The sequence below is a fragment of the Sphingomonas panaciterrae genome, assembly GCF_036890205.1.
GTDB classification, from domain to species: Bacteria; Pseudomonadota; Alphaproteobacteria; order Sphingomonadales; family Sphingomonadaceae; genus Sphingomonas; species Sphingomonas panaciterrae.
In genome coordinates, this window is the sequence record NZ_JAKNQR010000003.1 from 271,586 (window position 1) to 295,488 (window position 23,903).

The following is a 23,903-nucleotide window of genomic DNA, read 5'->3' on the forward strand; positions in this document are numbered from 1 at the left end:
TACGGGCGGAGCTTGCCGCCTGATCACTTTTCGCGCGCTATCATAGGGAAAAGGCAGGCGGTTCGACAAGCAGTCAACCGCGCGGAAGGACAGGATTCCTGCAACAACGCCCTTTTACCGGCGCGCTGCACGATGTACCGGCGGCCGATGGAATCCCGCGCTCCCGCGCCGATCGCGCGCTCGCTCTTCGCCTTCTCCATCTTCTATGGCGGCATGGTCTGCATTGCCGGGGTGCTGGGCAACAAGCAGGTCGCGCTCGGGCCGCTGGCGGTGGAGGCGGGGATCTTCGCCTTCCTGCTGCTGGTAGTGACGTCGAGCGCGATCGCGGAGCTATATGGGCGGCAGATCGCGAACCGGCTCGTGCAGCTGGGCTTCATCCCGCTGATCGTGTCGCTGTTCCTGACGCTGGTCGTGCTGGCGGTGCCCGCGTCGCCGGCGATGGAGCCGGAGCGACTGAGCGCGTTCGAGCTGATGATGACCGGCACGCCGCGCATCTGGCTGGGCGGGATCGTCGCCTATGGCACGTCGCAGACGCTGAACGTCACCATCTTTGCCGCGCTGAAGGGGCGTGAGGGCGGGCGGTTCCTGTGGTTGCGCGCGGCGATCGCGAGCGTCCTGTCGCAGGTGCTGGACAGCCTGTTGTTCGTCACCATCGCCTTTTACGGCGTGTTCCCGATCGGCGAGCTGATGATGGGGCAGATCATTGCGAAGGTGGTGCTGTCGATCGTGCTGGTGCCGCCGCTGATCTACGCCTTCGTCGCGCTGGGCCGGCGGCTCGACCGGCGGGCCTGAAGGCGACTGCCGCTGGCCGACGCCAGCGGCAGTGCCGACTTTCGCGCGCAGGGCGATATGATTAAGGGCACCGCCATGAACGATCATACGCCCGCGCCCGAACTGCTCGCGAAAGCCGAAACGCTCGTCGAGGCGCTCCCCTATCTGCAGCGTTATGCCGGCGCGACTTTCGTGGTGAAATATGGCGGGCACGCCATGGGCGACCCCGAGGCGCAGCGCGATTTCGCCGAGGATGTGGTGCTGATGAAGGCCGTCGGGATCAACCCGGTGGTGGTGCACGGCGGCGGGCCGCAGATCGGGTCGATGCTGAAGCGGCTGGGCGTCGAGTCGCGCTTCGTCGACGGGCTGCGCGTCACCGATGAGGAAACCGCGCAGATCGCCGAAATGGTGCTGGCGGGATCGATCAACAAGCAGATCGTGTCCTGGATCGCGGCGGCCGGCGGCCGTGCGGTGGGGATTTCCGGCAAGGACGCCGGGCTGGTGCAGGCCGAGAAGGTCGGCCGCAGCGAGCCCGACCAGTTGCAGGGGATCGAGCGCAAGGTGGACCTGGGCTTCGTCGGGGAGCCGGTGGCGGTCGACCGGCGGATCATCGACACGCTGAGCCGCGACGGGATCATCCCCGTTATCGCGCCGATCGGCATCGGTGCCGACGGCCACACGTACAACATCAACGCCGACACGATGGCGGGTGCGATTGCGTCGGCGCTGGGGGCCAAGAGGTTCTTCCTGTTGACCGACGTCGCGGGCGTGCTCGACAAGCAGGGGCAGCTGGTCACCGACCTGACGCCCGACGACGTCGCCGGACTGCGCGCCGACGGCACGATCTCGGGCGGCATGATCCCCAAGCTGGAGACGTGCGTGGCGGCGGTCCAGTCCGGCGTCGACGCGGCGGTCGTTCTGGACGGGCGGGTGCCCCACGGTATGCTGCTGGAAATCTTCACGCGGCGCGGTGCGGGTACATTGATCCGCCGGGCTTGATCGCGACTGGCGCGATGCCCAACTGTGCTATCGTAATGACACACCCGAACGGAGACCGCCCTTGCTGATGCTAACCCTCGTCCAGATCCTGCAGGTGCTGCTGAACGTGGTGTGGTGGGTCATCATCATCCAGTTCGTCCTGTCGCTGCTGGTGACGTTCAACGTCGTCAATATGCAGTCGAACTTCGTCCGTTCGCTCTACATGGGCCTCGATAAGCTGACCGAGCCAATGTACCGCCCCATTCGCCGCATCCTGCCGCAGACCGGCGGGATCGATTTCGCGCCGGCCGTGGTGCTGATCGGGATCGCCATCCTGACGATCATCCTGAACAACGCCGCCGCCAGCGTGGTGATGGGCGGCGTCTGAGCGCCTGGCGCCCGGTTCCCGAAGGGCTGGCGATCGCGGTCAGGGTAACGCCGCGCGCCTCGAAGGAGGTGCTGGCAGCGGGAACCGATGAACATCTGGCGGCGCGGGTCTGCGCGCCGCCGGTCGACGGTGCGGCCAATGAAGCGGTGATCGCGCTGGTCGCCAAGACATTCGGGGTGCCGCGCAGCGCCGTTCGGCTGGTCGCCGGCGAGACCGCGCGGATCAAGCGGCTTTTGCTCAGCGGCGACAGCGACATGCTGGCGCGGCGCGCGGCGAGCCTCTATGGCGCTCAACCATGACGGCACGGATCATCGACGGAAAGGCCTTCGCGGCGGATGTGCGCGCGCAGGTGGCAGAAGGCGTGGCTCAGGTCGCCCGCGAAGCCGGGCGCAAGCCGGGGCTGGCCGTGGTGCTGGTCGGGGAGGATCCGGCCTCGGCGGTTTATGTCCGGTCCAAGGGCAAGGCCACGGTGGCGGCGGGGATGGAGAGCATCGAGCACCGCCTGCCGGCCGATACGACGCAGGACATGCTGGAGCGGCTGGTCGACCAGCTGAACGCCGATCCGGCGGTGGACGGCATCCTCGTGCAGCTGCCGCTGCCGGGGCATCTTGATGAAAGCGCGATCATCACGCGCATCGATCCCGACAAGGACGTCGACGGTTTTCACCCGGTGAACGCCGGGCGGCTGGCGACCGGCCTGCCGGGGTTCGTGCCCTGCACGCCTTATGGCTGCCTGTTGCTGCTGCGCGACGTGCTCGGTGACCTCAGCGGCAAGGACGCGGTGGTGATCGGCCGGTCCAACATCGTCGGCAAGCCGATGGCGCAATTGCTGATCGGCGACAGCTGCACCGTGACGGTCGCCCATTCGCGCACCCGTGACCTGCCAGCGGTGGTGAAGCGCGCCGACATCGTCGTCGCGGCGGTCGGCCGTGCCAAGATGGTGAAGCCCGACTGGATCAAGCCGGGCGCGACGCTGATCGATGTCGGCATCAACCGCACCGACGAGGGGCTGGTCGGCGATATCGACCCGGCCTGCGCCGACGTGGCAGGCGCGATGACGCCGGTGCCGGGCGGCGTCGGCCCGATGACGATCGCGGTGCTGCTGCGGAACACCCTGGTGTCTGCCGCACGCCGTGAAGGAATCACGCTGGCTAAGCCAATCTGATGCCGGCGGCCGTGCGGCGGCATGCATCACTAGACGCCTGGAGGATCTGCCTGGGGGGGCATCATCATGGTTGAGCTGTTCATCTCCTCCTTCATCACGTTTTTCGTGATCATCGATCCGCCCGGCTGCGCGCCGATCTATGCCGGGCTGACCGGCGACGCCTCGGCGGTGCAGCGCCGGTCGATGGCGATGCGCGCGGTCGGCGTGGCGACGACCATCCTCCTCGTCTTTGCGCTGTTCGGCGAGGAATTGCTGAAGGGGCTGGGGATCGAGCTGGCCTCGTTCCAGATCGCCGGCGGCATCATGCTGTTCCTGATCGCGCTGGAAATGGTGTTCGAGAAGCGCACCCAGCGCCGCGAGGATCGTGCCGCCGCCGTCGCGGCGCAAGAGGTGGAGGATGTGTCGATCTTCCCCATGGCGATGCCGATGATCGCGGGACCCGGATCGATCGCCAGCGTCATGCTGCTGATGAGCGGCAGCAACGGCCTGAACCAGTCGCTGGTCGTGTTCGCGGCGCTGGGATCGGTGCTGCTGCTCACGCTGGCCGCGCTGATCGCCGCCGGGCCGCTGATGCGGCTGATGGGGCACAAGATGGAGGCGGTTATCACGCGCCTTCTGGGCGTGCTGCTGGCCGCGCTGGCGGTGCAGTTCGTGATCGACGGGGTGCAGGCGCAGCTGGGCTGACCCGGCACCCCGGTCGCCGCGCGCCCGGCAATCGCGCCGCCGCGGGGTTTACCAAGACGGTTGCCAATCATCACCTTCAGCGGCCATCAGGCTCAAAAAAGGAGATGATGCATGGTCGAGCCGCAGCTGTACGCCGTTCCGGAACACTGGGCGGCCAATGCGAAAGTGGATCGTGCCGGCTATGAGGCGATGTATGCCGCCGCGGCCGCCGATCCCGACGCTTACTGGCTGGAGCAGGCGAAGCGGCTGGACTGGATCAAGGCGCCGACGGTGGCGGGTGACTGGTCGTTCGACGAGGATGATTTCCACATCGAATGGTTCAAGGACGGCGTGCTCAACGTCTCCGCGAACTGCATCGACCGGCATTTGCCCGAGCGCGCCGAGCAGGTCGCGATCATCTGGGAGCCGGACGTGCCGGAGGAGGAGCCGCGCCGCTTCACCTATCGCCAGGTGCACGAAGAGGTCGGGCGGTTCGCCAATGTCCTGAAGGCGCAAGGGGTGCGCAAGGGCGACCGGGTGACCGTGTACCTGCCGATGATTCCGGAGGCGGCCTTTGCCTTGCTCGCTTGCGCGCGGATCGGGGCGATCCATTCGGTGGTGTTCGGCGGCTTTTCCCCCGACGCGCTCGCCGGGCGCATCCAGGATTGCGATTCCAAGCTGGTCATCACCGCCGATGCCGGGCGGCGTGGCGGCAAGCGCATCGCGCTAAAGGCCAATGTCGATGCGGCGGCGCTGCGCGCGCCGAGCCTGGAGCGGGTGATCGTCATCAAGGTGACCGGCGACGACGTGCCGATGCACGACCGCGACATCTGGTATCATGAGGCAGCGGCCGCGGTGTCGAGCGAATGCGCGCCCGAGCCGATGAACGCGGAGGACCCGCTGTTCATCCTCTACACCTCCGGTTCAACGGGGAAGCCCAAGGGCGTGCTGCACACCACGGGCGGCTATCTGCTGTGGGCGAGCTACACCCATGACCTGGTGTTCGACCATCGGCCCGAGAATGTCTTCTGGTGCGCGGCCGACATCGGCTGGGTCACCGGGCATACCTATGTCGTCTATGGCCCGCTGGCGAATGGCGCGACGACGCTGATGTACGAGGGGCTGCCCAACTGGCCCGATGCGAGCCGCATCTGGCAGGTGGTCGACCGCCACCAGGTGCATACGGTGTTCACCGCGCCGACCGCGCTGCGATCGCTGATGAAGGAGGGCGACGCGCCGGTGAAGGCGACCAGCCGCGCGAGCCTGAGGCTGCTGGGCACGGTCGGCGAGCCGATCAATCCGGAGGCATGGCGCTGGTATCATCAGGTGGTGGGGGAGGGGCGCTCGCCGATCGTCGATACCTGGTGGCAGACCGAGACGGGCGGCGCGCTGATCGCACCGCTGCCGGGCGCGACCGACCTGAAGCCGGGATCGGCCACCAAACCCCTGCCGGGCGTCCATCCGCAGCTGGTCGACGAAAGCGGCGCGGTGCTGGACGGTGCGGTGAGCGGCAACCTGTGCATCACCGCGAGCTGGCCGGGGCAGATGCGCACCGTCTGGGGGGACCATGAGCGGTTCTTCCAGACCTATTTCACGACCTACCGCGGCAAATATTTCACGGGCGACGGCTGCCGCCGCGACGAGCATGGCTATTATTGGATCACCGGGCGGGTCGACGACGTGCTCAACGTCTCCGGCCACCGCATGGGCACGGCCGAGGTAGAAAGCGCGCTGGTGCTTCATCCCAAGGTCGCCGAGGCGGCTGTGGTGGGGATGCCGCATGACGTGAAGGGGCAGGGCATCTACGCCTATGTCACGCTGAATTCGGGCGAGGAGCCGTCCGAGGATCTGACCGCCACGCTGCGTGCATGGGTGCGCAAGGAGATTGGGCCGATCGCGACGCCCGACGCGATCCAGTTCGCCCCCGGCCTGCCCAAGACGCGGAGCGGCAAGATCATGCGGCGCATCCTGCGCAAGATCGCGGAGGGCGAGGTCGACAGCCTGGGCGACACGTCGACGCTGGCCGACCCCGCGGTGGTCGACGACCTGGTGGCGAACCGGCAGCGATGAGGGCGACGCCGGGCCGGTTTTCGGCCGGGCCGGCGGGTGTCCCGGAGCGGCAAACAGGCGGCGATTGGGGAGCGATTCCCGCGCCGTCGCAGCAGTCGTGCAACTCACCGATGATTCGTTGAATCGGGGCGTCCGGCACCTGCGAATCGGTTGATTTTGTTAAGGGATCGTTGTCTTTTAGCCACAATAACGAGGGCTGCCGTAAACCCTTGGGGGGTCGCTTTGGGACAGCAAGATGATGGCGCTTGGCTGACCGCTGAGTTGCTCGAACGTATCCTGGGCTCCGCGCGAGCCGCGGGATCGAATCTCATGATTTCGCGCGGTGATTGTCCGATGACATTGAACGCGCTGACCCGGCAGGGCTGGGTGCAGGAGAAGCGCGGGCATATCGTGCTGACCGCAAAGGCGCGCGCGCATCGGCGCGAGCTGGACCTGCATATCGCCTGATCCATCGGCGTGCCCGGTGCCGGCGCCCTGGTCGGGCTGCAGGCGCCGGGCCGCTGCGCCTCAGGCGGCGACCGCGTAAGGCTTGATCTCACCCGACAGATAGAGGTTGCGCGCCTTGGCGCGGCTGAGCTTGCCCGAGCTGGTGCGCGGCAGCGTGCGCGGCGGGACGAGTTCGATCACGCAATTCATGCCCGTCACCGCGCGGACGCGATCGCGGATCTCGTCGCGCAGGCGGCTGCGCTCCTCCACGTCGGAGGTGCGGCACTGAACGAGGACGGCGGGGGTCTCCTCACCGCCCGGCGTCGTGATCGCGAAAGCGGCGATGTCGCCCTGCTTGAAGCCGGGGAGCTGCTCCACCGCCCATTCGATGTCCTGCGGCCAGTGATTGCGGCCGTTGACGATGATCATGTCCTTGGCGCGGCCGACGATGTAGATGTAGCCATCCGACATGTAGCCCATGTCGCCGGTGTCGAGCCAGCCGTCGGCCATGCAGGCGGCGGTCGCGGGATCATCGCGGAAATAGCCGACCATCAGCGACGGGCCGCTGCACCACACCTTCCCGATCGCGCGCTCGGGAAGGACGGTGCCGTCCTCCTCGCGGATCTCCACCAGCATGTCGCGCACCGGCTTTCCGCAATTCACGATCGCGCGATAGCGTTGCGGGCGATCCTGGCCGGCGGGGACGCCGGAGAGCTGCGTTTCCTCCACCAGCTCGACGCGGATCCCCTCACCCGGCGGCATGATGGAGACCGCCAGCGTCGCCTCGGCAAGGCCGTAGGAGGGAAGGAAGGCGCTGGCCTGGAAGCCGGCATCGGCGAAGGCATCGACGAAGCCCTGCATGACGTCGGGCCGGATCATGTCCGCGCCATTGCCGGCGAGGCGCCAGCGCGACAGATCGAAGCGGTCGGCGGCCTTGGTCTGGCTCGACATGCGGCGCGCGCAGATGTCGTAGCCGAAGGTCGGCGAATAGCTGATCGAGGTGCCCGGGTTGCGGGTGATGAGATCGAGCCAGGCGAGCGGGCGGCGGGCGAAATCCTCGGTCTTGAGGTAATCGACCGACACCTGGTTGGCGATCGGCGACAGGAAGCAGCCGACGAGGCCCATGTCATGGTACCAGGGGAGCCAGGAGATGCAGCGGTCGCTTTCGATCAGCTGCATGCCGTGCGCGTGCGCGGCGAGATTGTTGAGCAGCGCATGGTGCGTGATCGCGACACCGTGGGGGAAGCGGGTCGAGCCGCTGGAATATTGCAGATAGGCGATGTCGCTGCCCGACGCCGGCGGCAGATCGATGGCATCGGCGGGGCGAGCGAGAAGATCGGCCCAGTCGAGGCCCTGCGTGCCGACGGCTGCCGCCGCCGCGCCGGCCATTTCCGACAGCTCGGGCGGATAGATCAGCATGACGGGATCGCAGCTCGTGAGCTGGACGCGCAGCTGATCGATGTAGGAATCCTTGCCGCCGAACGAGGTCGGCAGCGGCAGCGGCACCGGCCAGGCGCCGGCATAGACGGTGCCGAAGAACAAGGCGGCGAATTCGGCGCTGGTTTCCGCAACCAGCGCGACGCGATCGCCCGGCGTGATGCCCGCGGCGATCAGGCGATAGGCGGCCTGCTTCGCGTCGTCGCGCAGCTCGCGGAAGGGGTAGGGGCGCACCAGCGTGCCGCGCGCATCGTGGAAGTTCAGCCCGCGATCGCCCTCAGCGGCATAATCCAGCGCTTCGCCGAGCGTGTCGAAATCGGCGAAGCGGCGCGGTCGTGCGTCGCTGCTCGGGGTGGGGATCAGGGTCGCGCTCGTCATGGTCGGTTTGCTCAAAATCTCGTTAGTGTGCCTGTTTCGGACCTGCACACCGGCTTTTTCCGGAGGCCGGCCAACTGACGGTTCGCCACGTTCAAATTCCGATGGCAGTGTGGCAACATAAAGGCGCATGACGAATAGCCGCCGTACGCCGCCCCCGCTCGACCGCCGTGCGCTGGAGGATCTGGCGCTGCGTTACGTGGCGCGGTTCGCGACGACCAGGGGCAAATTGGCCGAATATCTGGCCCGCAAGGTGCGCGAGCGGGGCTGGGACGGCCCCGCCGCGGCGGATCCGGCCGCGATCGCCGACCGGATGGCCGAGCTTGGCTATATCGATGACCGCGCCTTTGCCGAGGCGCGGGCGCGATCGCTCGCGCGGCGCGGCTATGGCGCTGGGCGCGTGGGCCAAGCGCTGAAGGCGGCGCGAATCGCGGGCGAGGATATTGCCGAGCTGGTGGAGCAGAGCGGCGAGCAGGCGCTGGAAAGCGCGCTGGCCTTTGCCCGGCGGCGGCGGATCGGGCCGTTTGCGAGCGCGCCGGCGGACGAGCGCGGCCGTCAGCGGCACATGGCGGCGATGCTGCGCGCGGGCCATTCCTTCGCCCTGGCGCGGCAGATCGTCGCGGCCGCGCCGGGCGACATACCGGAAGCGTGACGCACGCCTTGTTTTCGCAGGAAGATATTGTGCGCCGCCACAACCATGCTAGCGTCCCGCCCAGGGGAAAGAACAATGCAAAGCGAACCGTCCGAGGCCAGACAAGGCCCCGACGCCGCCAGTGCTGGCGAGGAAGATGGCGTACGTGTGGCCGGTGCGTTGAAGTGGTTCGACGTGACGCGCGGCTTTGGCTTTCTGGTGCCTGACGATGCGTCCTTTGGCGACGTGCTGATCCACTTTTCGGTTTTGCAGCCACTTGGCCGCCGCAGCCTGCCCGAAGGGACGCGGATCGACGCGATGGTGGTGCGGCGCGAGCGGGGGTTTCAGGCGCGCGAGATCCTGTCGATCGACACGACCACCGCGATCGAGCCCACACCGCGCCCGACCAGCCGCATCGATCCCGCCACCCTGGTCGACGAAGCGGGCGACTGGGAGCCGGTGGCGGTGAAATGGTTCAATCGGCTGAAGGGATATGGTTTCCTGGTGCGCGACGACGTGCCGGGCGATATCTTCGTCCATATGGAAACATTGCGCCGCGGCGACATCAGTGAAGTGTTGCCCGACCAGAGGCTGCGCGCCCGCATCGTGGACGGGCGCAAGGGGCCGATGGCCGTGAGCGTGACACGGGAGAATTGACGATGAAGCTGTTGGCGATGGCCTCGCTGGCGTTCCTGCTGGGCGCTGCGGCGTGTACCGGCCGTGACGCCGCCGCGACGGCCAGCGACGAGCGCGCGAAAGCGCCGCTGACCGAGGTGACGATCGCGAGCGCGAACGGGCGGCACGTGTTCCGGGTTGAAGTGGCGGACACGCCCGAGAAGCAGCAGCGCGGACTGATGTACCGTACCGATATTCCCAAGGATGGCGGCATGCTGTTCGCGCCCTATCCGCCGGACGGCGGCGGCCCGCGCGAGGCGAGCTTCTGGATGAAGAACACGCCATCGCCGCTCGACATCATCTTCATCCGGCCGGACGGGACGATCGCGCGCATCGCGGAGAATACCGTGCCCTTCTCCGAGGCGCAGGTGCCGTCTGGCGAGCCGGTGAGCGCGGTGCTGGAGCTGAACGGCGGCCGATCGGCTGAACTGGGCATTGCGGAAGGCGACAAGGTTTCCTGGAACAAGTGACGGCCGGGCGCCGCGACGGAGGCGGCGCGGCGAATAGCGGCCAGCATGGCGCGATGATGGGTGAGCGCCTATCTCTCGCCCCATGCGCCTGACCGCGACCGCCATCATCCTGTCGAGCCGGGCGCATGGCGAGCATGGCGCCGTCGTCCGTGCGCTGACCGGGGATGATGGCGTGCAGGCCGGCTATGTCCGCGGCGGCCGGTCGCGCGCGCTGCGCCCCGTATTGCAGCCGGCCAACATCATTATCGGCGAATGGCGGGCGCGGACCGACAGCCAGTTGCCGGCGCTGACCGCCGAACTGGTGCGCAGCCGGGCGCCGCTGCATAGCGAGCCGCTGCCGGCGGCCGCGCTGGAATGGCTGACCGCGCTGACCGCCGCCGCGCTGCCCGAGGCGCATCCCTATCCCTGGCTGTACCAGGCGCTGTCGGGGGTGCTCGACGCGATCGATGCGGCGCCGGCGGCACGCGGCTGGGCGGCGCCGCTGGCGCGGTACGAGCTGCTGCTGCTGTCAGAGCTTGGCTTTGGCCTTGATCTGGGGCGCTGCGTGGCGACGGGGGCGCAGGCGGATATCGGCTATGTCAGCCCGCGGTCTGGCGGCGCGGTGAGCCGTGCGGCGGCGGCGGGGTATGAGGACCGGTTGCTGCCGCTGCCCGCGTTCCTGGCGGCAGGGGGCGCGGCGGATTGGCCCGACATCTTTGCCGGGCTGGCGATCACCGGGCGGTTCCTGGCGCGCAGCATCCTGCTTGATCGGCAGGCGGAAACGCTGGCGGCGCGCGAGCGGCTGATCGACCGGCTGCACAGAGCGGTTGCGTGAGACCCTGCCGGGCGGCAAGGAACGGTACCGTTCGCATCCCCGTTTCGCCTGGAGGCACGCATGGCCCTGATCGCAATCCTGCCGGGTGACGGCATCGGACCCGAAGTGACGGCGGAGGCGCGCCGGGTGCTGGAGGCGCTGGACCTGCCGCTCGCGTTTGAAAGCGCGCTGGTGGGCGGCGCGGCCTATCATGCGACGGGCGAGCCGCTGCCACCCGAGACGCTGGAGCTGGCGCATCGCGCGGACGCGATCCTGTTCGGGTCGGTCGGCGACCCTTCCTGCGACGCGCTGGAGCGGGGGCTGCGCCCGGAACAGGCGATCCTGGGATTGCGTAAGGAATTGTCGCTGTTCGCGAACCTGCGGCCGGCAAAGCTGTTCCCGGGGCTGGAGGATGCCTCCGCGCTGCGGCCCGAGGTCGCGCGCACCATTGACTTGCTGATCGTGCGCGAGCTGAACGGCGACGTTTACTTCGGCGAAAAGGGGATGCGCACCACGGCCGCGGGGCTGCGTCAGGGCTATGACCTGATGAGCTATGACGAGGGCGAAGTGGCGCGGATCGCGGTGGCGGGGTTCGAGGCGGCACGCCGGCGGGGCGGGCGGCTGTGCTCGGTCGACAAGGCCAATGTGCTGGAAACGTCGCAATTGTGGCGCGACGTGGTGACGGAGGTGGCGCGGGAATATGCCGACGTCACGCTGACCCACATGTATGTCGACAATGCCGCGATGCAGCTGGTGCGCGATCCGGGGCAGTTCGACGTCATCGTGACCGGCAACCTCTTCGGCGACATCCTGTCCGACCAGGCATCGATGTGCGTCGGATCGATCGGGCTGCTGCCGTCCGCCTCGCTCGATGACACGGGCAAGGGGCTGTACGAGCCGATCCACGGGTCGGCGCCCGACATCGCCGGGCAGGGCAAGGCCAATCCGTGCGCGACGATCCTGTCCGCGGCGATGATGCTGCGCCATTCGCTGGAGCTGCCGGACGCGGCCGACCGGGTCGAGGCGGCGGTGGCGCGCGCGCTGGTGACGCATCGCACGGCGGACCTTGGCGGCACCTGTTCCACCCGGGAGATGGGCGACGCGGTGCTGGCGGCATTGTAACCGGGGGTGAGCGACCTGCTCGACCTTGCCATCGTCATCCCGACGTTCAACGAGAAAGCCAATATCCCGGTCCTGGTCGCGCGGCTGGACCAGGCGCTGACCGGGATCAGCTGGGAAGCGATCTTCGTCGACGACGACAGCCCGGACGGGACGGCCGAGGCCGCGCGCGAGATTGCGCGGATCGACCGCCGCGTGCGCGTGATCCAGCGGATCGGGCGGCGGGGCCTTGCCACTGCCTGTATCGAGGGGATGTGCGCGACCGCCGCCCCCGCGGTGGCGGTGATCGACGGCGACCTGCAGCATGACGAGACCATCCTGCCGGACATGCTGGCGGCGCTTCGATCGGACGCGGCGCTCGACATCGTGGTGGGGTCGCGCTTCGTCGAGGGCGGCGGGACGGGCGACTGGGATCGCGACCGGCTGAGCAAGTCGGCGCTCGCCACGCGGCTGTCGCAGCGTGTGCTGGATGTGGGACTGACCGACCCGATGAGCGGGTTCTTCATGGTGCGCACCGACGTCGTGCGCGCGCGGGCACCGCATCTGGCGGGGATCGGGTTCAAGATCCTGCTCGACATCATGACCGCCGGCGGCCGGCCGCTGCGGTTTCGCGAGCTGCCCTATGTCTTTCGCGTGCGGACCGAGGGGGAATCGAAGCTCGATCATGTCGTGGCGCTCGAATATCTGATCGCGCTGTACGATCGCCGCTTCGGCCGGCTGGTACCGGTGCGGTTTGCGATGTTCTCCGCCATCGGGGTGATCGGCGTCGGCATCCATATGGGCGTCCTGGCGCTGCTCCATCTGGTGGTGGGCGCGTCATTCCTGATCGGCCAGATCGCTGCCACCGGCGCGGCGATGACGTTCAATTTCTTCCTCAACAATGCGCTGACCTATCGCGACCGGCGGCTGAGGGGCGCGCGGCAGTTGCTGGACGGGTGGGTGTCGTTCTGCGTCGTCTGCTCGGTCGGGGCGGTCGCCAACGTCGGCGTCGCGGCGTTCCTGTACGATTTCCATTACGGCGCCTGGGCGGCGTCGGCGCTGGCCGGGGTGCTGGTGGGCGCGGTGTGGAATTATGCCTTGTCGTCGCGCTTCGTCTGGGGTCGCTATTGAGGCGGGGTCAGACCCAGGTCGGAAACCACGTCCAATAGCGGAAGGCGTCGGCGGCGGGCAGCGGCAGAGCGGCCAGCACCGGATAGAAATAGATGGCGAGCGCCAATGACGCGGCGAGCAGCGCCGTATCCCACCCGCGGGTCCGTGCGCGCCAGTGATCGAGCGCGACCACGATGGCGATGACGATGAAGACGCTGGACGGATAGTAATAATAATAGAAGCCGAGCGACTTGGGGATCACCGCCCAGACGGCGAGGCTGCCGGTCCACAGGGCGGCGGCGGCGAGCAGGCGGGCCGAGCCGGAGCGGACCCAGCCCCACCAGCAGGCGACCACCGCGATCAGCCCGGTCCACATGATGACGGGATTGCCGAGCAGGAGGATGCCGCGCTGCGCGCCGTCCGCCGGCTCATAGAGATACCAGATCGGGCGGATCAGTAGCGGCCATGTCCACCAGTTCGACTGATAGGTGTGGGCGGGCAGCACCTGCGTCTGCCGATCGAACATCTCGAGCTGAAACGGCAGCAGCGTTGCGAGCGTCAGCGGTGCGTCGCGATAGAAGAAGGCCGGCGCGAAGGTGGCGAGGTAGGTCACGGCCGAGAGCAGCGCGAGCACGCCAAGCGCGACCGGCGTCGACAGGCCCGGGAAGCGGCGCGGATCCTCCCGCTTCAGCAGCACGAAGGCGAGGGCGGCAAAGGCGACATAGGGGGCGGCGAGCCATTTGCAGGCCGTGGCCGCGCCAAGCAGCGCCGCGGCCACGGCCCAGCGGGCCAGCCCGCCATTGCGCAGCGCGGCGGCCGCCATGGCGATGCCGGCGGCGAGGAAGGCGAGCATGAAGCCGTCGAGCATCGCGATGCGCGCCTGCACGAACACCGTGAAGTTCAGCACGGTCAGCGCCGCCGCGACGAGGCTGGGGCGGCGGCGATGGGTGATCTGCCACACGATCGCGAAGATTGCGGTCACGGTGACGGCGCCCGCCAGCGTCGACATGAATCGCCAGCCGAGGGTATCGTCGCCAAACAGGCGGATGCCCTGCGCGATCAGCCATTTGCCGAGCAGCGGGTGTTCGATGTTGACCGGGCCGTCCAGCGTCAGCAGCGCGCGGGCTGCGGGCACGTAATGCACCTCGTCGAACACGAACTGGTGCGGCACCGTCAGGCCGATGAGGAACAATGCCTCCGCGACCAGGAAAACCACGATCGCGAGCGGCAGGGGGCGGCGCAGCATGGCCCGGACTTAGCCGGATGTGGGCAAAGCGCCAATGCGGCGCTTGGGTGGCGCGCGGCAAGACGAGCGAGCGTCGTGCTTGAAAGCCCGCGGCAATTGGCCGAAAGCGGCCGGATGAAGCGCCGCACCGGACAAGACCGCACGATCACCGACACCTGGCGCCCCGCGACCCGTGCCATTCGCGGGGGCACCGTTCGATCCGAATTTGGCGAAACGTCCGAGGCGATCTTCGTCACCTCCGGCTATGCCTATGACTGTGCCGGAGATGCCGCGGCGCGGTTCGCCGGTGAGCAGGAGGGGATGACCTATTCCCGGCTGCAGAACCCGACGGTGGAGATGCTGGAGCATCGCATCGCGCTGCTGGAAGGGGCCGAGGCGTGTCGCACGATGGCCAGCGGCATGGCGGCGATGACCGCGGTGCTGCTGAGCCAGTTGCAGGCCGGCGACCATGTGGTGGCCGGGCGGGCGGCGTTCGGATCGTGCCGCTGGCTGGTCGACAACCTGCTGCCCAAGTTCGGGATCGCCACCACGGTGGTCGACGCGCGCGATCCGCAGCAGTTCATCGATGCGGTGCGGCCCGAAACCAAGGTGTTCTTCTTCGAAACGCCGGCTAATCCGACGATGGACGTCGTCGACCTGCGCGCGGTGTGCACCATTGCGCGCGAGCGCGGCATCACCAGCGTGGTCGATAATGCCTTTGCCACGCCCGCCCTGCAGCGGCCGATGGAATTCGGCGCCGACGTGACGGCTTATTCCGCCACCAAGATGATGGACGGGCAGGGCCGCGTTCTAGCCGGCGCGGTGTGCGGCACCAAGGATTTCATCGACAACACGCTGCTGCCGTTCACGCGCAATACCGGGCCGACGCTGTCGCCGTTCAACGCGTGGGTCGTGCTGAAGGGGCTGGAGACGCTGGACCTGCGCATCCGTCGCCAGTCGGAGAATGCGCTGAAGGTCGGCGCGTTCCTGGAAGGGCGCGTCGCGCGGATCCTTCACCCCGGCCTGCCCAGCCATCCGCAGCACGAGCTGGCCATGTCGCAGATGGAGGCAAGCGGGCCGATCTTCGCCTTCGAGGTGGAGGGAGGACGTGCGATGGCGCACGGCCTGCTCGATGCGCTGCAGCTGATCGACATTTCCAACAATATCGGCGATTCCCGGTCGCTGATGACCCATCCCGCCTCCACCACCCATGCGTCGGTCACGCCGGAGAAGCGCGAGGAGATGGGGATCGGCGAGGGCATGCTGCGGCTGAATGTCGGGTTGGAGGATCCGGCCGACCTGATCGACGATCTCGACCAGGCGCTGCGGACGATCGGCTTGTGAAGGCATTCTTCCCTTCGTCGCAAACGACGCGGGGAGTGACCGTGCGCGTGTCGGTCAGCTATCTACCCGAACAGTCGGAGCCCGAGCGGGGCCGCTGGTTCTGGGCCTATCATATCCGCATCGAGAATGATGGGCCGCAGGCAGTGCAGCTGCTGACCCGCCATTGGATCATCATCGACGGGCGCGGGGCGCGCCATTCGGTCGAGGGCGAGGGCGTGGTGGGCGAGCAGCCGCTGATCCTGCCGGGCGGAAGCTACGATTATGTCTCGGGCTGCCCGCTGGCCACGCCGGCCGGGTCGATGCAGGGCAGTTATCGCATGGTCGATGCCGCCGGCATGACGTTCGACGTCGCCATCCCGAAGTTCGCGCTGATCGCGCCCGCGGTGACCGGTGGAGAGCGTGGCTGAGCAGCGTCGCTTGCGATGCGGGCGGGAGCGGGGCATGGCACGTGGCATGGTGACCCGTCACGCCTATCATTCTGACCGATCGCCGCTTGCCAGGGGGAGCGCGGCGTGAAGCGTACGCATCTTCCCCTGAACGGTCTGCGCGTGCTGGATGCCGCGGCACGCCATCTGTCGTTTACCCGCGCGGCCGACGAACTGGCGGTGACCCCGGCGGCGGTGGGCCAGCAGGTCCGCGCGCTGGAGGATACGCTGGGCGTGGTGCTGTTCCGCCGCACGACCAAGGGGTTGGAGCTGACGCCGGAGGGCGAGGCCGGCCTGTCGGCGCTGCGGCAGGGCTTCCTGCAGTTCGAGGAAGCGGTGCGGGCGATGCAGGCGGGGCAATCGTCCAAGTCGCTGACCATCGCCGCGCCGCGCGACTTGACGGAGAAGTGGCTGCTGCCGCGGCTGGCGACGATCGCGCAGCGCGACAGCGACCTGCGCTTCGTGCTGGTGACCGCCGACAGCGCGCCCGATTTCACCGAGGCGAACCTCGACCTTGCCATCACCTGGGGTGAGGGTCCGGGCCTTCACGAAGGCGAGGCGATCGAGAGCGAGGGCATGGTGACGGTCGAGCGGCCGGGCGGCGGCGCGGCGGCGATCATCGCCTGGCCGGGTGACGGCATGGATGAGGCCGGGGCGCTGGTGCGCGTCGGGGATGCGGGGCTGGCGCTGGACGCCGCGGCACGCGGGCTGGGCCGGGCGACGGTGCCCGAGCTGCTCGCCGCGCATGATATCGCCGCGGGCAAGGTGGCGCTGGTCGGTGAGCCGCGGCCGTCGCGGCTGGGCTATTGGCTGGTCGCGCCGCTGCCGCAATGGCGCCAGCAAAAGGTGCAGGCGCTGGTCGAGGCGCTGGCGGGTTGATCGTCGGCATGAGGGCGGACCCGTTTGAAAGCGAGCGGCTGCTGATGCGGGCCCCGACGCATGACGACGCGCCGGCGCTGTACGAAGCCTATCGCGACCAGCGGGTGATGCGCTTCTGGTCGAGCCCGCCGCATGAGAGCGTCGCGGACACGATCGCCTATGTGACCCCGCACGTCGACGACCAGTGGCGGCAATGGGTGATCGTGGAGAAGGCGAGCGACCGCGCGATCGGCACGCTGGCCGCGGGGGAGCGGCGGCGCGGCGTGATGGAGATCGGCTATCTCCTGGCACCGTCGGCCGCCGGCAAGGGCTATGGTCGCGAGGCGGTGGGCACGTTGATCGACCTGTTGTTTGCCGAGGGCGCGCGGCGCGTGTTCGCCGATACCGATCCCGAAAATCAGCGATCGATCGCGCTCTTGATGGACCTCGGTTTCCAGCGCGAGGGATTGCTGCGCGCGGAATGGCACACGCATATCGGGGTGCGCGACAGCGTGATCTGGGGCCTGCTGCGCGATGAATGGCAACCGCAAAAGCGCGCGCGGGGGCAGCGCCTGCGCTCTAGTCGGGTGTGACCGCCGGCGGAGAGCTGCGGACACGACCTAGCCAGAAGGTCCCGTCGTAATCGGCGGCGTGATGAGCGGGGGGCGGATCGGTCAGGGCAATGAAGGGCGGGCCGTCGGGCTGTTCGGTCCTGCCGACAGCGTGAGGCCCGCACACGACCGCGTCTGACGTGACGGGCGTGCCCGGCTGAGGCTTGAAGTCTGGCTTGATCTGGCAGCTCCATGCCGTGCCGCCGGCCGTCTCCATATCAAGGGTCACAAGGCGACCATGCCGCGCCAGATGCCGCGCCATCGGGTCGAACGTGACGCCGGAATGGTGCACGGGCCGCTTGCGCGCATGTACGTTACCCTCCAGCACGAGCACATAATCATAGGGGCGGGAGGATGCGGCGCGCAGGATATTGTCTGCCTGTGCTGCCTCGTGCGGGCCCTGACCCGGCAGGTGCGCGAATTGCTGCGCCTGCGCCTCGTTCTTCATGCCGTTGAAGGGCGTTACGTCTATCGCTGCGCCGCGCCGCGCCAGCTGATGCAGGCGCACCAGTAGGGCCATCATCGCTTCGCTGCCGGTTCCGTCGTCCATCTGCGCCCAGCCAGCCTTGCTCAACGCCTGTACGAACGCCGTTTCCGGGAGCTGCCAGGCATGTTGGTAGGCGGCGCTGAGATCAGAGGGGTGTTCGACGGCGACCAGGATCCTCTTGCCTTGCGCCGCCAGCGCGCAAGAGAGATCGCCGATGAAGGCCGGTGCCTGCTGCGTTCCATGCACTTCACCAAAGATGACAAATCGAGGTTCGCGCTCAGCGACCCCCTCCCAGCCGCGCGGGACCGCACAGGCCCGGGAAGGTTCGGGCTGCGTGGATGAAATCGGGAGCGACCGAGGACTGGGAATGGCGCCGGCCGGGAGCATTGGGTTCGAAAGCTGTGCCGCCAAGGTGACTGCGATTGCCTTGCTGATGCCCATGGAGCGTCTCCGGCGTGGCCCGCAAAAAAGCGGAGAGAAGGTGCCAGCGTAGCACCAATTGTTTCCTGTTCGCCCAGCAGTTTGTCTGATGGGGCTCGTCGGGGCTCACGGAGGTGGAGCGCGCGAGAAAATTGCTCCACGCGGCGCTCTCCTGTAGAAGCAGGCAAGGTTCAGGAGTTTTCGAGATGATCCAGCGTCACCGCTGAGGCGGCAAAAGACATCGATTGGTGGAGCGATCCGCCGTCCGGACTCTGTTTCGAGAACATTCATGCAAAGATTGAAGAACAAGACGTGCGTCGTCACTGGCGCGGCGCGTGGGATCGGGCGTGCGATTGCCGCGGGCTTCCATGATGAGGGCGCGCGCGTCTTCGTCACTGATGTGGACGCGGTGGCGGGCGCTGCGACCGCGGCAGAGATCGGCTGCCGTTTCGAGCCGCTCGACGTGCGCGAGGAGGAGGATTGGGACCGGCTCGCGCAGCTGGTTCCCGTCGCCGACGTCGTGGTCAACAATGCCGGCGTGACCGGATTTGAGAGCAATGCGGGGCCGCACGATCCGGAACATGCCAGCCTCTCCGATTGGCGGGCGGTGCATCAGGTGAACCTGGACGGCACGTTCCTTGGCTGTCGTTATGCGATCGGCGCGATGAAGGGCGCAGGGACTGGATCGATCATCAACATCTCGTCGCGATCCGGCATGGTTGGGATACCGGGCGCTGCGGCCTACGCCTCCTCCAAGGCGGCGATCCGCAATCACAGCAAGACGGTGGCGCTTTATTGCGCCCAGCAGGGGTGGCGGATCCGGTGTAATTCGATCCACCCCGCCGCGATCCTGACGACGATGTGGGAACAAATGCTGGGGGAGGGGCCGGAGCGCGAGGCGCGCATGGCGGCGCTGGTCGCCGATACGCCGCTCCGGCGCTTCGGCAGGGCGGACGAGGTCGCCGCGCTGGCAGTGACGCTGGCGTCGGACGAGGCGACCTATGTCACCGGGACCGAGATCAGCATTGATGGCGGGCTGCTCGCCGGGTCGGCTGCGGTACCCGGTTGACGCCGGCGCGGCACGTCGACGCCGCTGTGGGTATTTTCGAACAAAAAGCCCCGCCGGATCGCTCCGGCGGGGCTGATTGTGTCAGGCTGACCGGAACAATCAGTCGTTCAGATACTCGCCGGCAGCCTCGTCGCTGCCGTCGCCCGAGGGGACGACGGTGGCGAGCGGATCGTCACCGGTGCCGACGTCCTCACGCGGGCTGCGGGCGTTTTCGGCCGCACGCAGTTCTTCCGCGCTGGACGGCGCGACGATCATCGCATCGGCCAGCTTCTTCTGCTGGGCACGAAGCGCGGCGTCGCGCGAGGAAGCCGCCACGCGCAGGCGGTTCATGCCCGCGCCAGTGCCTGCCGGGATGAGCCGGCCGACGATGACGTTTTCCTTCAGGCCCATCAGCGTGTCCTGCTTGCCCTGGACCGCCGCCTCGGTGAGGACGCGGGTGGTCTCCTGGAACGACGCGGCCGAGATGAACGACCGGGTCTGCAGCGACGCCTTGGTGATGCCGAGGAGGATGGGCTTGCCCTGGGCCGGTGCCTCGTTCTTGCCGAGCTTCGCGTTGACCTCGTCCATCTCCGCACGGTCCACCTGCTCGCCAGGGAGCAGGGTGGTGTCGCCGGCTTCGGTGATCTCGACCTTCTGCAGCATCTGACGAACGATCGTCTCGATGTGCTTGTCGTTGATCTTCACGCCCTGCAGTCGATAGACTTCCTGGATTTCCGACACGAGATATTCCGCGAGCGGCTCGATGCCGAGCACCTCGAGAATATCATGCGGATCCGGGCTGCCGCCGATCAGGTTGTCGCCACGCTTGACGTAGTCGCCTTCCTGAACGTCGATCACCTTCGACTTCGGGATGAGGTATTCCACCACCTCGCCGCCGTCCTCGGGCTGGATGCCGATCTTGCGCTTCGCCTTATAGTCCTTGCCGAACACCACGCGGCCCGAGACCTTCGCGATGATCGCATTTTCCTTCGGCTTGCGCGCTTCGAACAGCTCGGCAACGCGCGGCAGACCGCCGGTGATATCGCGGGTCTTGGCCGACTCGCGAGCGACACGGGCAACCACGTCGCCGGCATAGACGACCGAGTTGTCGTCGACCGACAGCACCGCACCCGGCGCCAGCATGTAGCGGGCGGATTCACCCGAGCCTTCGTCGAGCAGGGTGATGCGCGGACGCAGATCCTCCTTCGAACGGCCAGCTGCACGATATTCGATCACGACGCGCTGGGCGATGCCCGTTGCCTCGTCGACCTGCTCGGTCAGCGTCTTGCCCTCGATGAGGTCCTGATACTTCACCGTGCCGCCGGTTTCCGTGATCACCGGCATGGTGAACGGATCCCATTCCGCGATGCGATCGCCGGCGCTGATGATGTGCCCATCGTCGCACAGCACATTCGCGCCGTACGGGATCTTGTGCACCGCCAGCTCGCGGCCATCCATGTCGACGATCGCGACTTCACCCGAGCGGCTGAGCACCACGCGGCGACCACGCTGGTCGACGATGATGCGCAGGTCGCGATACTCGATCGTGCCGTCGACCGGCGCCTCGAGGTTCGACTGCTCGTTGAGCTGCGCCGCGCCGCCGATGTGGAAGGTACGCATCGTCAGCTGCGTGCCCGGCTCACCGATCGACTGTGCCGCGATGACGCCGACGGCCTCGCCGATGTTCACCGGCGTACCGCGGGCGAGATCACGCCCGTAGCACTTGCCGCAGACGCCGATCTTGCTTTCGCAGACCAGCGGCGAGCGGATCTTGACGGCCTGCACACCGGTCGCCTCGATCTTCGCCACCATCGGCTCGTCGAGCAGGGTGCCGATCGGGATCACGACCTCGCCGGTCTTCGCCTCGACGATGTCCTCCGCGGTCGTACGACCAAGGATACGCTCGCCGAGCGACGCGATGACCGAGCCGCCCTGAACGATCGCCTTCATCTCAAGCGCGCGCTCGGTGCCGCAATCGTCCTCGACGATGACGCAATCCTGCGACACGTCGACGAGACGGCGGGTGAGATAGCCCGAGTTCGCCGTCTTCAACGCCGTATCCGCGAGGCCCTTACGGGCGCCGTGGGTGGAGTTGAAATATTCAAGGACGGTCAGGCCTTCCTTGAAGTTCGAGATGATCGGCGTTTCGATGATCTCGCCCGACGGCTTGGCCATCAGGCCGCGCATGCCGGCAAGCTGCTTGATCTGCGCCTGCGAACCACGCGCACCGGAGTGCGCCATCATGTAGATCGAGTTGATCGGCTTCTCACGGCCGGTCACCTCGTCGATGCGAACGGCCTTGATCTCGTTCATCATCGAGTTCGCCACCTGGTCACCGCAACGGCTCCAGGCGTCGATCACCTTGTTGTACTTCTCCTGCTGCGTGATCAGGCCGTCCTGATACTGCTGCTCGAAGTCCTTCACCTGTTCGCGCGTCTCGTCGACCAGCTTGGTCTTGTCCGGCGCGATGATCATGTCGTCCTTGCCGAACGAGATGCCGGCGCGGAACGCGTGACGGAAGCCAAGCGCCATGATCGCGTCGGCGAACAGCACCGTCTCCTTCTGGCCGGTGTGACGATACACCTCATCGATGACGTCGGTGACGTCCTTCTTGGTCAGCAGGCGGTTGACGGTTTCGAACGGTACCTTGTGGCTCTTCGGCAGGCACTCCCCGAGCAGCATGCGGCCCGGCGTGGTCTCGTAGCGCTTGAGGTACTGGTTGCCGTCCTCGTCGGTCTGCGGAACGCGGCTGACGATCTTGGTGTGCAGCGTCACCGCGCCGTTGAACAACGCCTGGTGCACTTCCTCCATGTCGGCCAGCAGCATGCCTTCGCCCGGCTCGTTCTGCTTCTCCATCGAGAGATAGTAGAGACCGAGCACCATGTCCTGCGACGGCACGATGATCGGCTTGCCGTTTGCGGGCGAGAGGATGTTGTTGGTCGACATCATCAGGACGCGCGCTTCCAGCTGCGCCTCAAGGCTCAGCGGGACGTGGACGGCCATCTGGTCACCGTCGAAGTCGGCGTTGAAGGCCGAGCAGACCAGCGGGTGAAGCTGGATCGCCTTGCCCTCGATCAGCACGGGCTCGAACGCCTGGATGCCGAGGCGGTGAAGCGTCGGCGCGCGGTTCAGCAGAACCGGGTGCTCGCGGATCACCTCGTCCAGGATGTCCCAGACTTCCTTGCGCTCCTTCTCGACCCACTTCTTCGCCTGCTTCAGGGTCATGGACAGACCCTTGGCGTCGAGACGTGCGTAGATGAACGGCTTGAACAGCTCGAGCGCCATCTTCTTCGGCAGGCCGCACTGGTGCAGCTTGAGCTCCGGACCGGTCACGATGACCGAACGGCCCGAATAGTCGACGCGCTTGCCGAGCAGGTTCTGACGGAAGCGGCCCTGCTTGCCCTTGAGCATGTCGGACAGCGACTTCAGCGGACGCTTGTTGGCGCCCGTGATCGTGCGGCCGCGGCGGCCGTTGTCGAACAGCGCGTCGACCGCTTCCTGCAGCATGCGCTTTTCGTTGCGAACGATGATGTCCGGCGCACGCAGCTCCATCAGCCGCTTCAGACGGTTGTTACGGTTGATCACGCGGCGATACAGATCGTTGAGATCCGACGTCGCGAAGCGGCCACCATCGAGCGGCACCAGCGGGCGCAGTTCGGGCGGGATGACCGGCACGACCTCGAGGATCATCCACTCCGGACGGTTGCCCGATTCCAGGAAGCTCTCGACGACCTTCAGCCGCTTGATGATCTTCTTGGGCTTCAGCTCCGACTTGGTCGTCGCCAGCTCTTCGAGCAGCGCGGTCTTCTCGCCTTCGAGATCCAGGCTCTCGAGCATGATGCGCACGGCCTCTGCGCCGATGCCGGCAGAGAAGGCGTCCTCGCCATATTCGTCCTGCGCCTCGAGCAGCTCATCCTCGGTGAGAAGCTGATACTTTTCGAGCGGGGTGAGGCCCGGCTCGATGACGATATAGGCTTCGAAGTACAGCACGCGCTCGAGCTGCTTCAGCTGCATGTCGAGCAGCAGGCCGATGCGCGACGGCAGCGACTTCAGGAACCAGATGTGCGCGACGGGGGCGGCGAGCTCGATATGGCCCATGCGCTCGCGGCGAACCTTCGAGACGGTGACCTCGACGCCGCACTTCTCGCAGACGATGCCCTTGTACTTCATGCGCTTGTACTTGCCGCACAGGCATTCGTAGTCCTTGATCGGACCGAAGATGCGCGCGCAGAACAGGCCGTCACGCTCGGGCTTGAACGTGCGATAGTTGATCGTCTCGGGCTTCTTGATCTCGCCGAACGACCAGGAGCGGATGCGGTCCGGGGACGCAATGCCGATCTGGATCTGGTCGAAGGTCTCCGGCTTGGCGACCGGGTTCGCGAAATTGGTAAGTTCGTTCATTTTTCTACCTCTTCCCCCTCCCGCGCGGGCGGGA

General features: G+C 67.2%; 22 protein-coding genes. 18 read left to right on the forward strand and 4 right to left on the reverse strand.

Annotated elements, in window-relative coordinates; all coding sequences use genetic code 11:
* Nucleotides 1–147: 147 nt before the first annotated feature.
* The 7 genes from L8F96_RS11390 (at nt 148) to acs (ending at nt 6,035) form a co-directional block, all read left to right on the forward strand.
* Nucleotides 148–792 (forward strand): queuosine precursor transporter, encoded by a 645-nt coding sequence (locus L8F96_RS11390; protein ID WP_314472315.1) that lies wholly within the window; start codon nt 148–150, stop codon nt 790–792.
* 75 nt (nt 793–867) lie between these two features.
* Nucleotides 868–1,770, forward strand: coding sequence for an acetylglutamate kinase (argB, locus tag L8F96_RS11395; protein WP_046408451.1), 903 nt, complete (start codon nt 868–870; stop codon nt 1,768–1,770).
* A 67-nt stretch (nt 1,771–1,837) separates the two neighbouring features.
* Nucleotides 1,838–2,137: a YggT family protein gene (locus L8F96_RS11400; RefSeq protein ID WP_334656080.1), complete on the forward strand. Its 300-nt coding sequence runs from the start codon at nt 1,838–1,840 to the stop codon at nt 2,135–2,137.
* Between the two features lie 68 nt (nt 2,138–2,205).
* Entirely contained in the window at nt 2,206–2,436 is a 231-nt protein-coding gene (locus L8F96_RS11405) for a DUF167 domain-containing protein (RefSeq protein ID WP_231621879.1), read from the forward strand.
* Nucleotides 2,433–3,302, forward strand: a complete 870-nt coding sequence (gene folD, locus L8F96_RS11410) for a bifunctional methylenetetrahydrofolate dehydrogenase/methenyltetrahydrofolate cyclohydrolase FolD (protein ID WP_136450527.1) — start codon at nt 2,433–2,435, stop codon at nt 3,300–3,302. Before L8F96_RS11405 ends, folD begins: the two co-directional genes overlap by 4 nt.
* A 66-nt stretch (nt 3,303–3,368) precedes the next feature.
* Nucleotides 3,369–3,986, forward strand: coding sequence for a MarC family protein (locus L8F96_RS11415; protein WP_334656038.1), 618 nt, complete (start codon nt 3,369–3,371; stop codon nt 3,984–3,986).
* A 111-nt stretch (nt 3,987–4,097) separates the two neighbouring features.
* The gene (gene acs / locus L8F96_RS11420) at nt 4,098–6,035 is read left to right on the forward strand and encodes an acetate--CoA ligase (RefSeq protein ID WP_334656039.1); all 1,938 of its coding nucleotides are present in this window, start codon (nt 4,098–4,100) and stop codon (nt 6,033–6,035) included.
* A 507-nt stretch (nt 6,036–6,542) separates the two neighbouring features.
* On the opposite strand, the gene L8F96_RS11425 is transcribed toward acs, so the two are convergent.
* Nucleotides 6,543–8,276 (reverse strand): fatty acyl-AMP ligase, encoded by a 1,734-nt coding sequence (locus L8F96_RS11425; RefSeq protein WP_125945237.1) that lies wholly within the window; start codon nt 8,274–8,276, stop codon nt 6,543–6,545.
* A gap of 127 nt (nt 8,277–8,403) precedes the next feature.
* On the opposite strand from L8F96_RS11425, the gene L8F96_RS11430 reads away from it, so the two are divergent.
* The 6 genes from L8F96_RS11430 (at nt 8,404) to L8F96_RS11455 (ending at nt 13,071) form a co-directional block, all read left to right on the forward strand.
* Nucleotides 8,404–8,925 carry a regulatory protein RecX gene (locus L8F96_RS11430; protein WP_046408337.1) on the forward strand — a complete coding sequence of 174 codons (522 nt, stop codon included), beginning with the start codon at nt 8,404–8,406 and terminating at the stop codon, nt 8,923–8,925.
* Nucleotides 8,926–9,000: 75 nt separating this feature from the next.
* Nucleotides 9,001–9,561, forward strand: coding sequence for a cold-shock protein (locus L8F96_RS11435; protein WP_046408335.1), 561 nt, complete (start codon nt 9,001–9,003; stop codon nt 9,559–9,561).
* A 2-nt stretch (nt 9,562–9,563) separates the two neighbouring features.
* A complete protein-coding gene (locus L8F96_RS11440; RefSeq protein WP_052742474.1) occupies nt 9,564–10,049 on the forward strand; it encodes a DUF192 domain-containing protein in 486 nt (161 codons plus the stop codon).
* Between the two features lie 82 nt (nt 10,050–10,131).
* Nucleotides 10,132–10,863 carry a DNA repair protein RecO gene (gene recO, locus L8F96_RS11445; RefSeq protein ID WP_334656040.1) on the forward strand — a complete coding sequence of 244 codons (732 nt, stop codon included), beginning with the start codon at nt 10,132–10,134 and terminating at the stop codon, nt 10,861–10,863.
* A 60-nt stretch (nt 10,864–10,923) separates the two neighbouring features.
* The gene (leuB, locus tag L8F96_RS11450) at nt 10,924–11,964 is read left to right on the forward strand and encodes a 3-isopropylmalate dehydrogenase (RefSeq protein ID WP_334656041.1); all 1,041 of its coding nucleotides are present in this window, start codon (nt 10,924–10,926) and stop codon (nt 11,962–11,964) included.
* A gap of 6 nt (nt 11,965–11,970) precedes the next feature.
* A complete protein-coding gene (locus L8F96_RS11455) occupies nt 11,971–13,071 on the forward strand; it encodes a glycosyltransferase family 2 protein (protein WP_334656042.1) in 1,101 nt (366 codons plus the stop codon).
* A gap of 7 nt (nt 13,072–13,078) precedes the next feature.
* Here L8F96_RS11455 and L8F96_RS11460 read toward each other — a convergent pair whose 3' ends face one another.
* Nucleotides 13,079–14,296 carry a glycosyltransferase family 39 protein gene (locus L8F96_RS11460; RefSeq protein WP_334656043.1) on the reverse strand — a complete coding sequence of 406 codons (1,218 nt, stop codon included), beginning with the start codon at nt 14,294–14,296 and terminating at the stop codon, nt 13,079–13,081.
* A 114-nt stretch (nt 14,297–14,410) separates the two neighbouring features.
* Between L8F96_RS11460 and L8F96_RS11465 the strand changes: the two genes are divergently transcribed.
* The 4 genes from L8F96_RS11465 to L8F96_RS11480 all read left to right on the forward strand — a co-directional run bounded on the left by L8F96_RS11465 (nt 14,411) and on the right by L8F96_RS11480 (nt 17,495).
* Nucleotides 14,411–15,619 (forward strand): trans-sulfuration enzyme family protein, encoded by a 1,209-nt coding sequence (locus L8F96_RS11465; RefSeq protein ID WP_046408327.1) that lies wholly within the window; start codon nt 14,411–14,413, stop codon nt 15,617–15,619.
* Complete coding sequence (gene apaG, locus L8F96_RS11470) at nt 15,616–16,026, forward strand: Co2+/Mg2+ efflux protein ApaG (RefSeq protein ID WP_046408325.1); 411 nt, start codon at nt 15,616–15,618, stop codon at nt 16,024–16,026. The genes L8F96_RS11465 and apaG overlap by 4 nt, the downstream gene beginning before the upstream one ends.
* 105 nt (nt 16,027–16,131) lie before the next feature.
* On the forward strand, nt 16,132–16,923 hold the full coding sequence (locus L8F96_RS11475) for a LysR family transcriptional regulator (protein WP_046408324.1): 792 nt from the start codon (nt 16,132–16,134) through the stop codon (nt 16,921–16,923).
* Between the two features lie 8 nt (nt 16,924–16,931).
* Entirely contained in the window at nt 16,932–17,495 is a 564-nt protein-coding gene (locus L8F96_RS11480) for a GNAT family N-acetyltransferase (RefSeq protein WP_334656044.1), read from the forward strand.
* Here the strand turns inward: L8F96_RS11480 and L8F96_RS11485 are convergent.
* Nucleotides 17,482–18,441 (reverse strand): hypothetical protein, encoded by a 960-nt coding sequence (locus L8F96_RS11485; protein WP_334656045.1) that lies wholly within the window; start codon nt 18,439–18,441, stop codon nt 17,482–17,484. The two genes, L8F96_RS11480 and L8F96_RS11485, sit on opposite strands and share 14 nt — an antisense overlap.
* A 268-nt stretch (nt 18,442–18,709) precedes the next feature.
* Here L8F96_RS11485 and L8F96_RS11490 point away from each other — a divergent pair, with 268 nt between their 5' ends.
* Nucleotides 18,710–19,489, forward strand: a complete 780-nt coding sequence (locus L8F96_RS11490) for an SDR family oxidoreductase (protein WP_046408317.1) — start codon at nt 18,710–18,712, stop codon at nt 19,487–19,489.
* Nucleotides 19,490–19,588: 99 nt separating this feature from the next.
* On the opposite strand, the gene rpoC is transcribed toward L8F96_RS11490, so the two are convergent.
* The gene (rpoC, locus tag L8F96_RS11495; protein ID WP_145120460.1) at nt 19,589–23,869 is read right to left on the reverse strand and encodes a DNA-directed RNA polymerase subunit beta'; all 4,281 of its coding nucleotides are present in this window, start codon (nt 23,867–23,869) and stop codon (nt 19,589–19,591) included.
* Nucleotides 23,870–23,903 lie beyond the last annotated feature (34 nt).

Bases quoted from the DNA above. Each gene is read 5' to 3' on its own strand.
- L8F96_RS11390 (WP_314472315.1), top strand. From the start codon at position 148: ATGGAATCCCGCGCTCCCGCGCCGATCGCGCGCTCGCTCTTCGCCTTC.
- argB (WP_046408451.1), top strand. From the start codon at position 868: ATGAACGATCATACGCCCGCGCCCGAACTGCTCGCGAAAGCCGAAACG.
- L8F96_RS11400 (WP_334656080.1), top strand. From the start codon at position 1,838: ATGCTAACCCTCGTCCAGATCCTGCAGGTGCTGCTGAACGTGGTGTGG.
- folD (WP_136450527.1), top strand. From the start codon at position 2,433: ATGACGGCACGGATCATCGACGGAAAGGCCTTCGCGGCGGATGTGCGC.
- L8F96_RS11415 (WP_334656038.1), top strand. From the start codon at position 3,369: ATGGTTGAGCTGTTCATCTCCTCCTTCATCACGTTTTTCGTGATCATC.
- acs (WP_334656039.1), top strand. From the start codon at position 4,098: ATGGTCGAGCCGCAGCTGTACGCCGTTCCGGAACACTGGGCGGCCAAT.
- L8F96_RS11425 (WP_125945237.1), bottom strand. From the start codon at position 8,276: ATGACGAGCGCGACCCTGATCCCCACCCCGAGCAGCGACGCACGACCG.
- L8F96_RS11430 (WP_046408337.1), top strand. From the start codon at position 8,404: ATGACGAATAGCCGCCGTACGCCGCCCCCGCTCGACCGCCGTGCGCTG.
- L8F96_RS11435 (WP_046408335.1), top strand. From the start codon at position 9,001: ATGCAAAGCGAACCGTCCGAGGCCAGACAAGGCCCCGACGCCGCCAGT.
- L8F96_RS11440 (WP_052742474.1), top strand. From the start codon at position 9,564: ATGAAGCTGTTGGCGATGGCCTCGCTGGCGTTCCTGCTGGGCGCTGCG.
- recO (WP_334656040.1), top strand. From the start codon at position 10,132: ATGCGCCTGACCGCGACCGCCATCATCCTGTCGAGCCGGGCGCATGGC.
- leuB (WP_334656041.1), top strand. From the start codon at position 10,924: ATGGCCCTGATCGCAATCCTGCCGGGTGACGGCATCGGACCCGAAGTG.
- L8F96_RS11460 (WP_334656043.1), bottom strand. From the start codon at position 14,296: ATGCTGCGCCGCCCCCTGCCGCTCGCGATCGTGGTTTTCCTGGTCGCG.
- L8F96_RS11465 (WP_046408327.1), top strand. From the start codon at position 14,411: ATGAAGCGCCGCACCGGACAAGACCGCACGATCACCGACACCTGGCGC.
- L8F96_RS11480 (WP_334656044.1), top strand. From the start codon at position 16,932: ATGAGGGCGGACCCGTTTGAAAGCGAGCGGCTGCTGATGCGGGCCCCG.
- L8F96_RS11485 (WP_334656045.1), bottom strand. From the start codon at position 18,441: ATGGGCATCAGCAAGGCAATCGCAGTCACCTTGGCGGCACAGCTTTCG.
- L8F96_RS11490 (WP_046408317.1), top strand. From the start codon at position 18,710: ATGCAAAGATTGAAGAACAAGACGTGCGTCGTCACTGGCGCGGCGCGT.
- rpoC (WP_145120460.1), bottom strand. From the start codon at position 23,869: ATGAACGAACTTACCAATTTCGCGAACCCGGTCGCCAAGCCGGAGACC.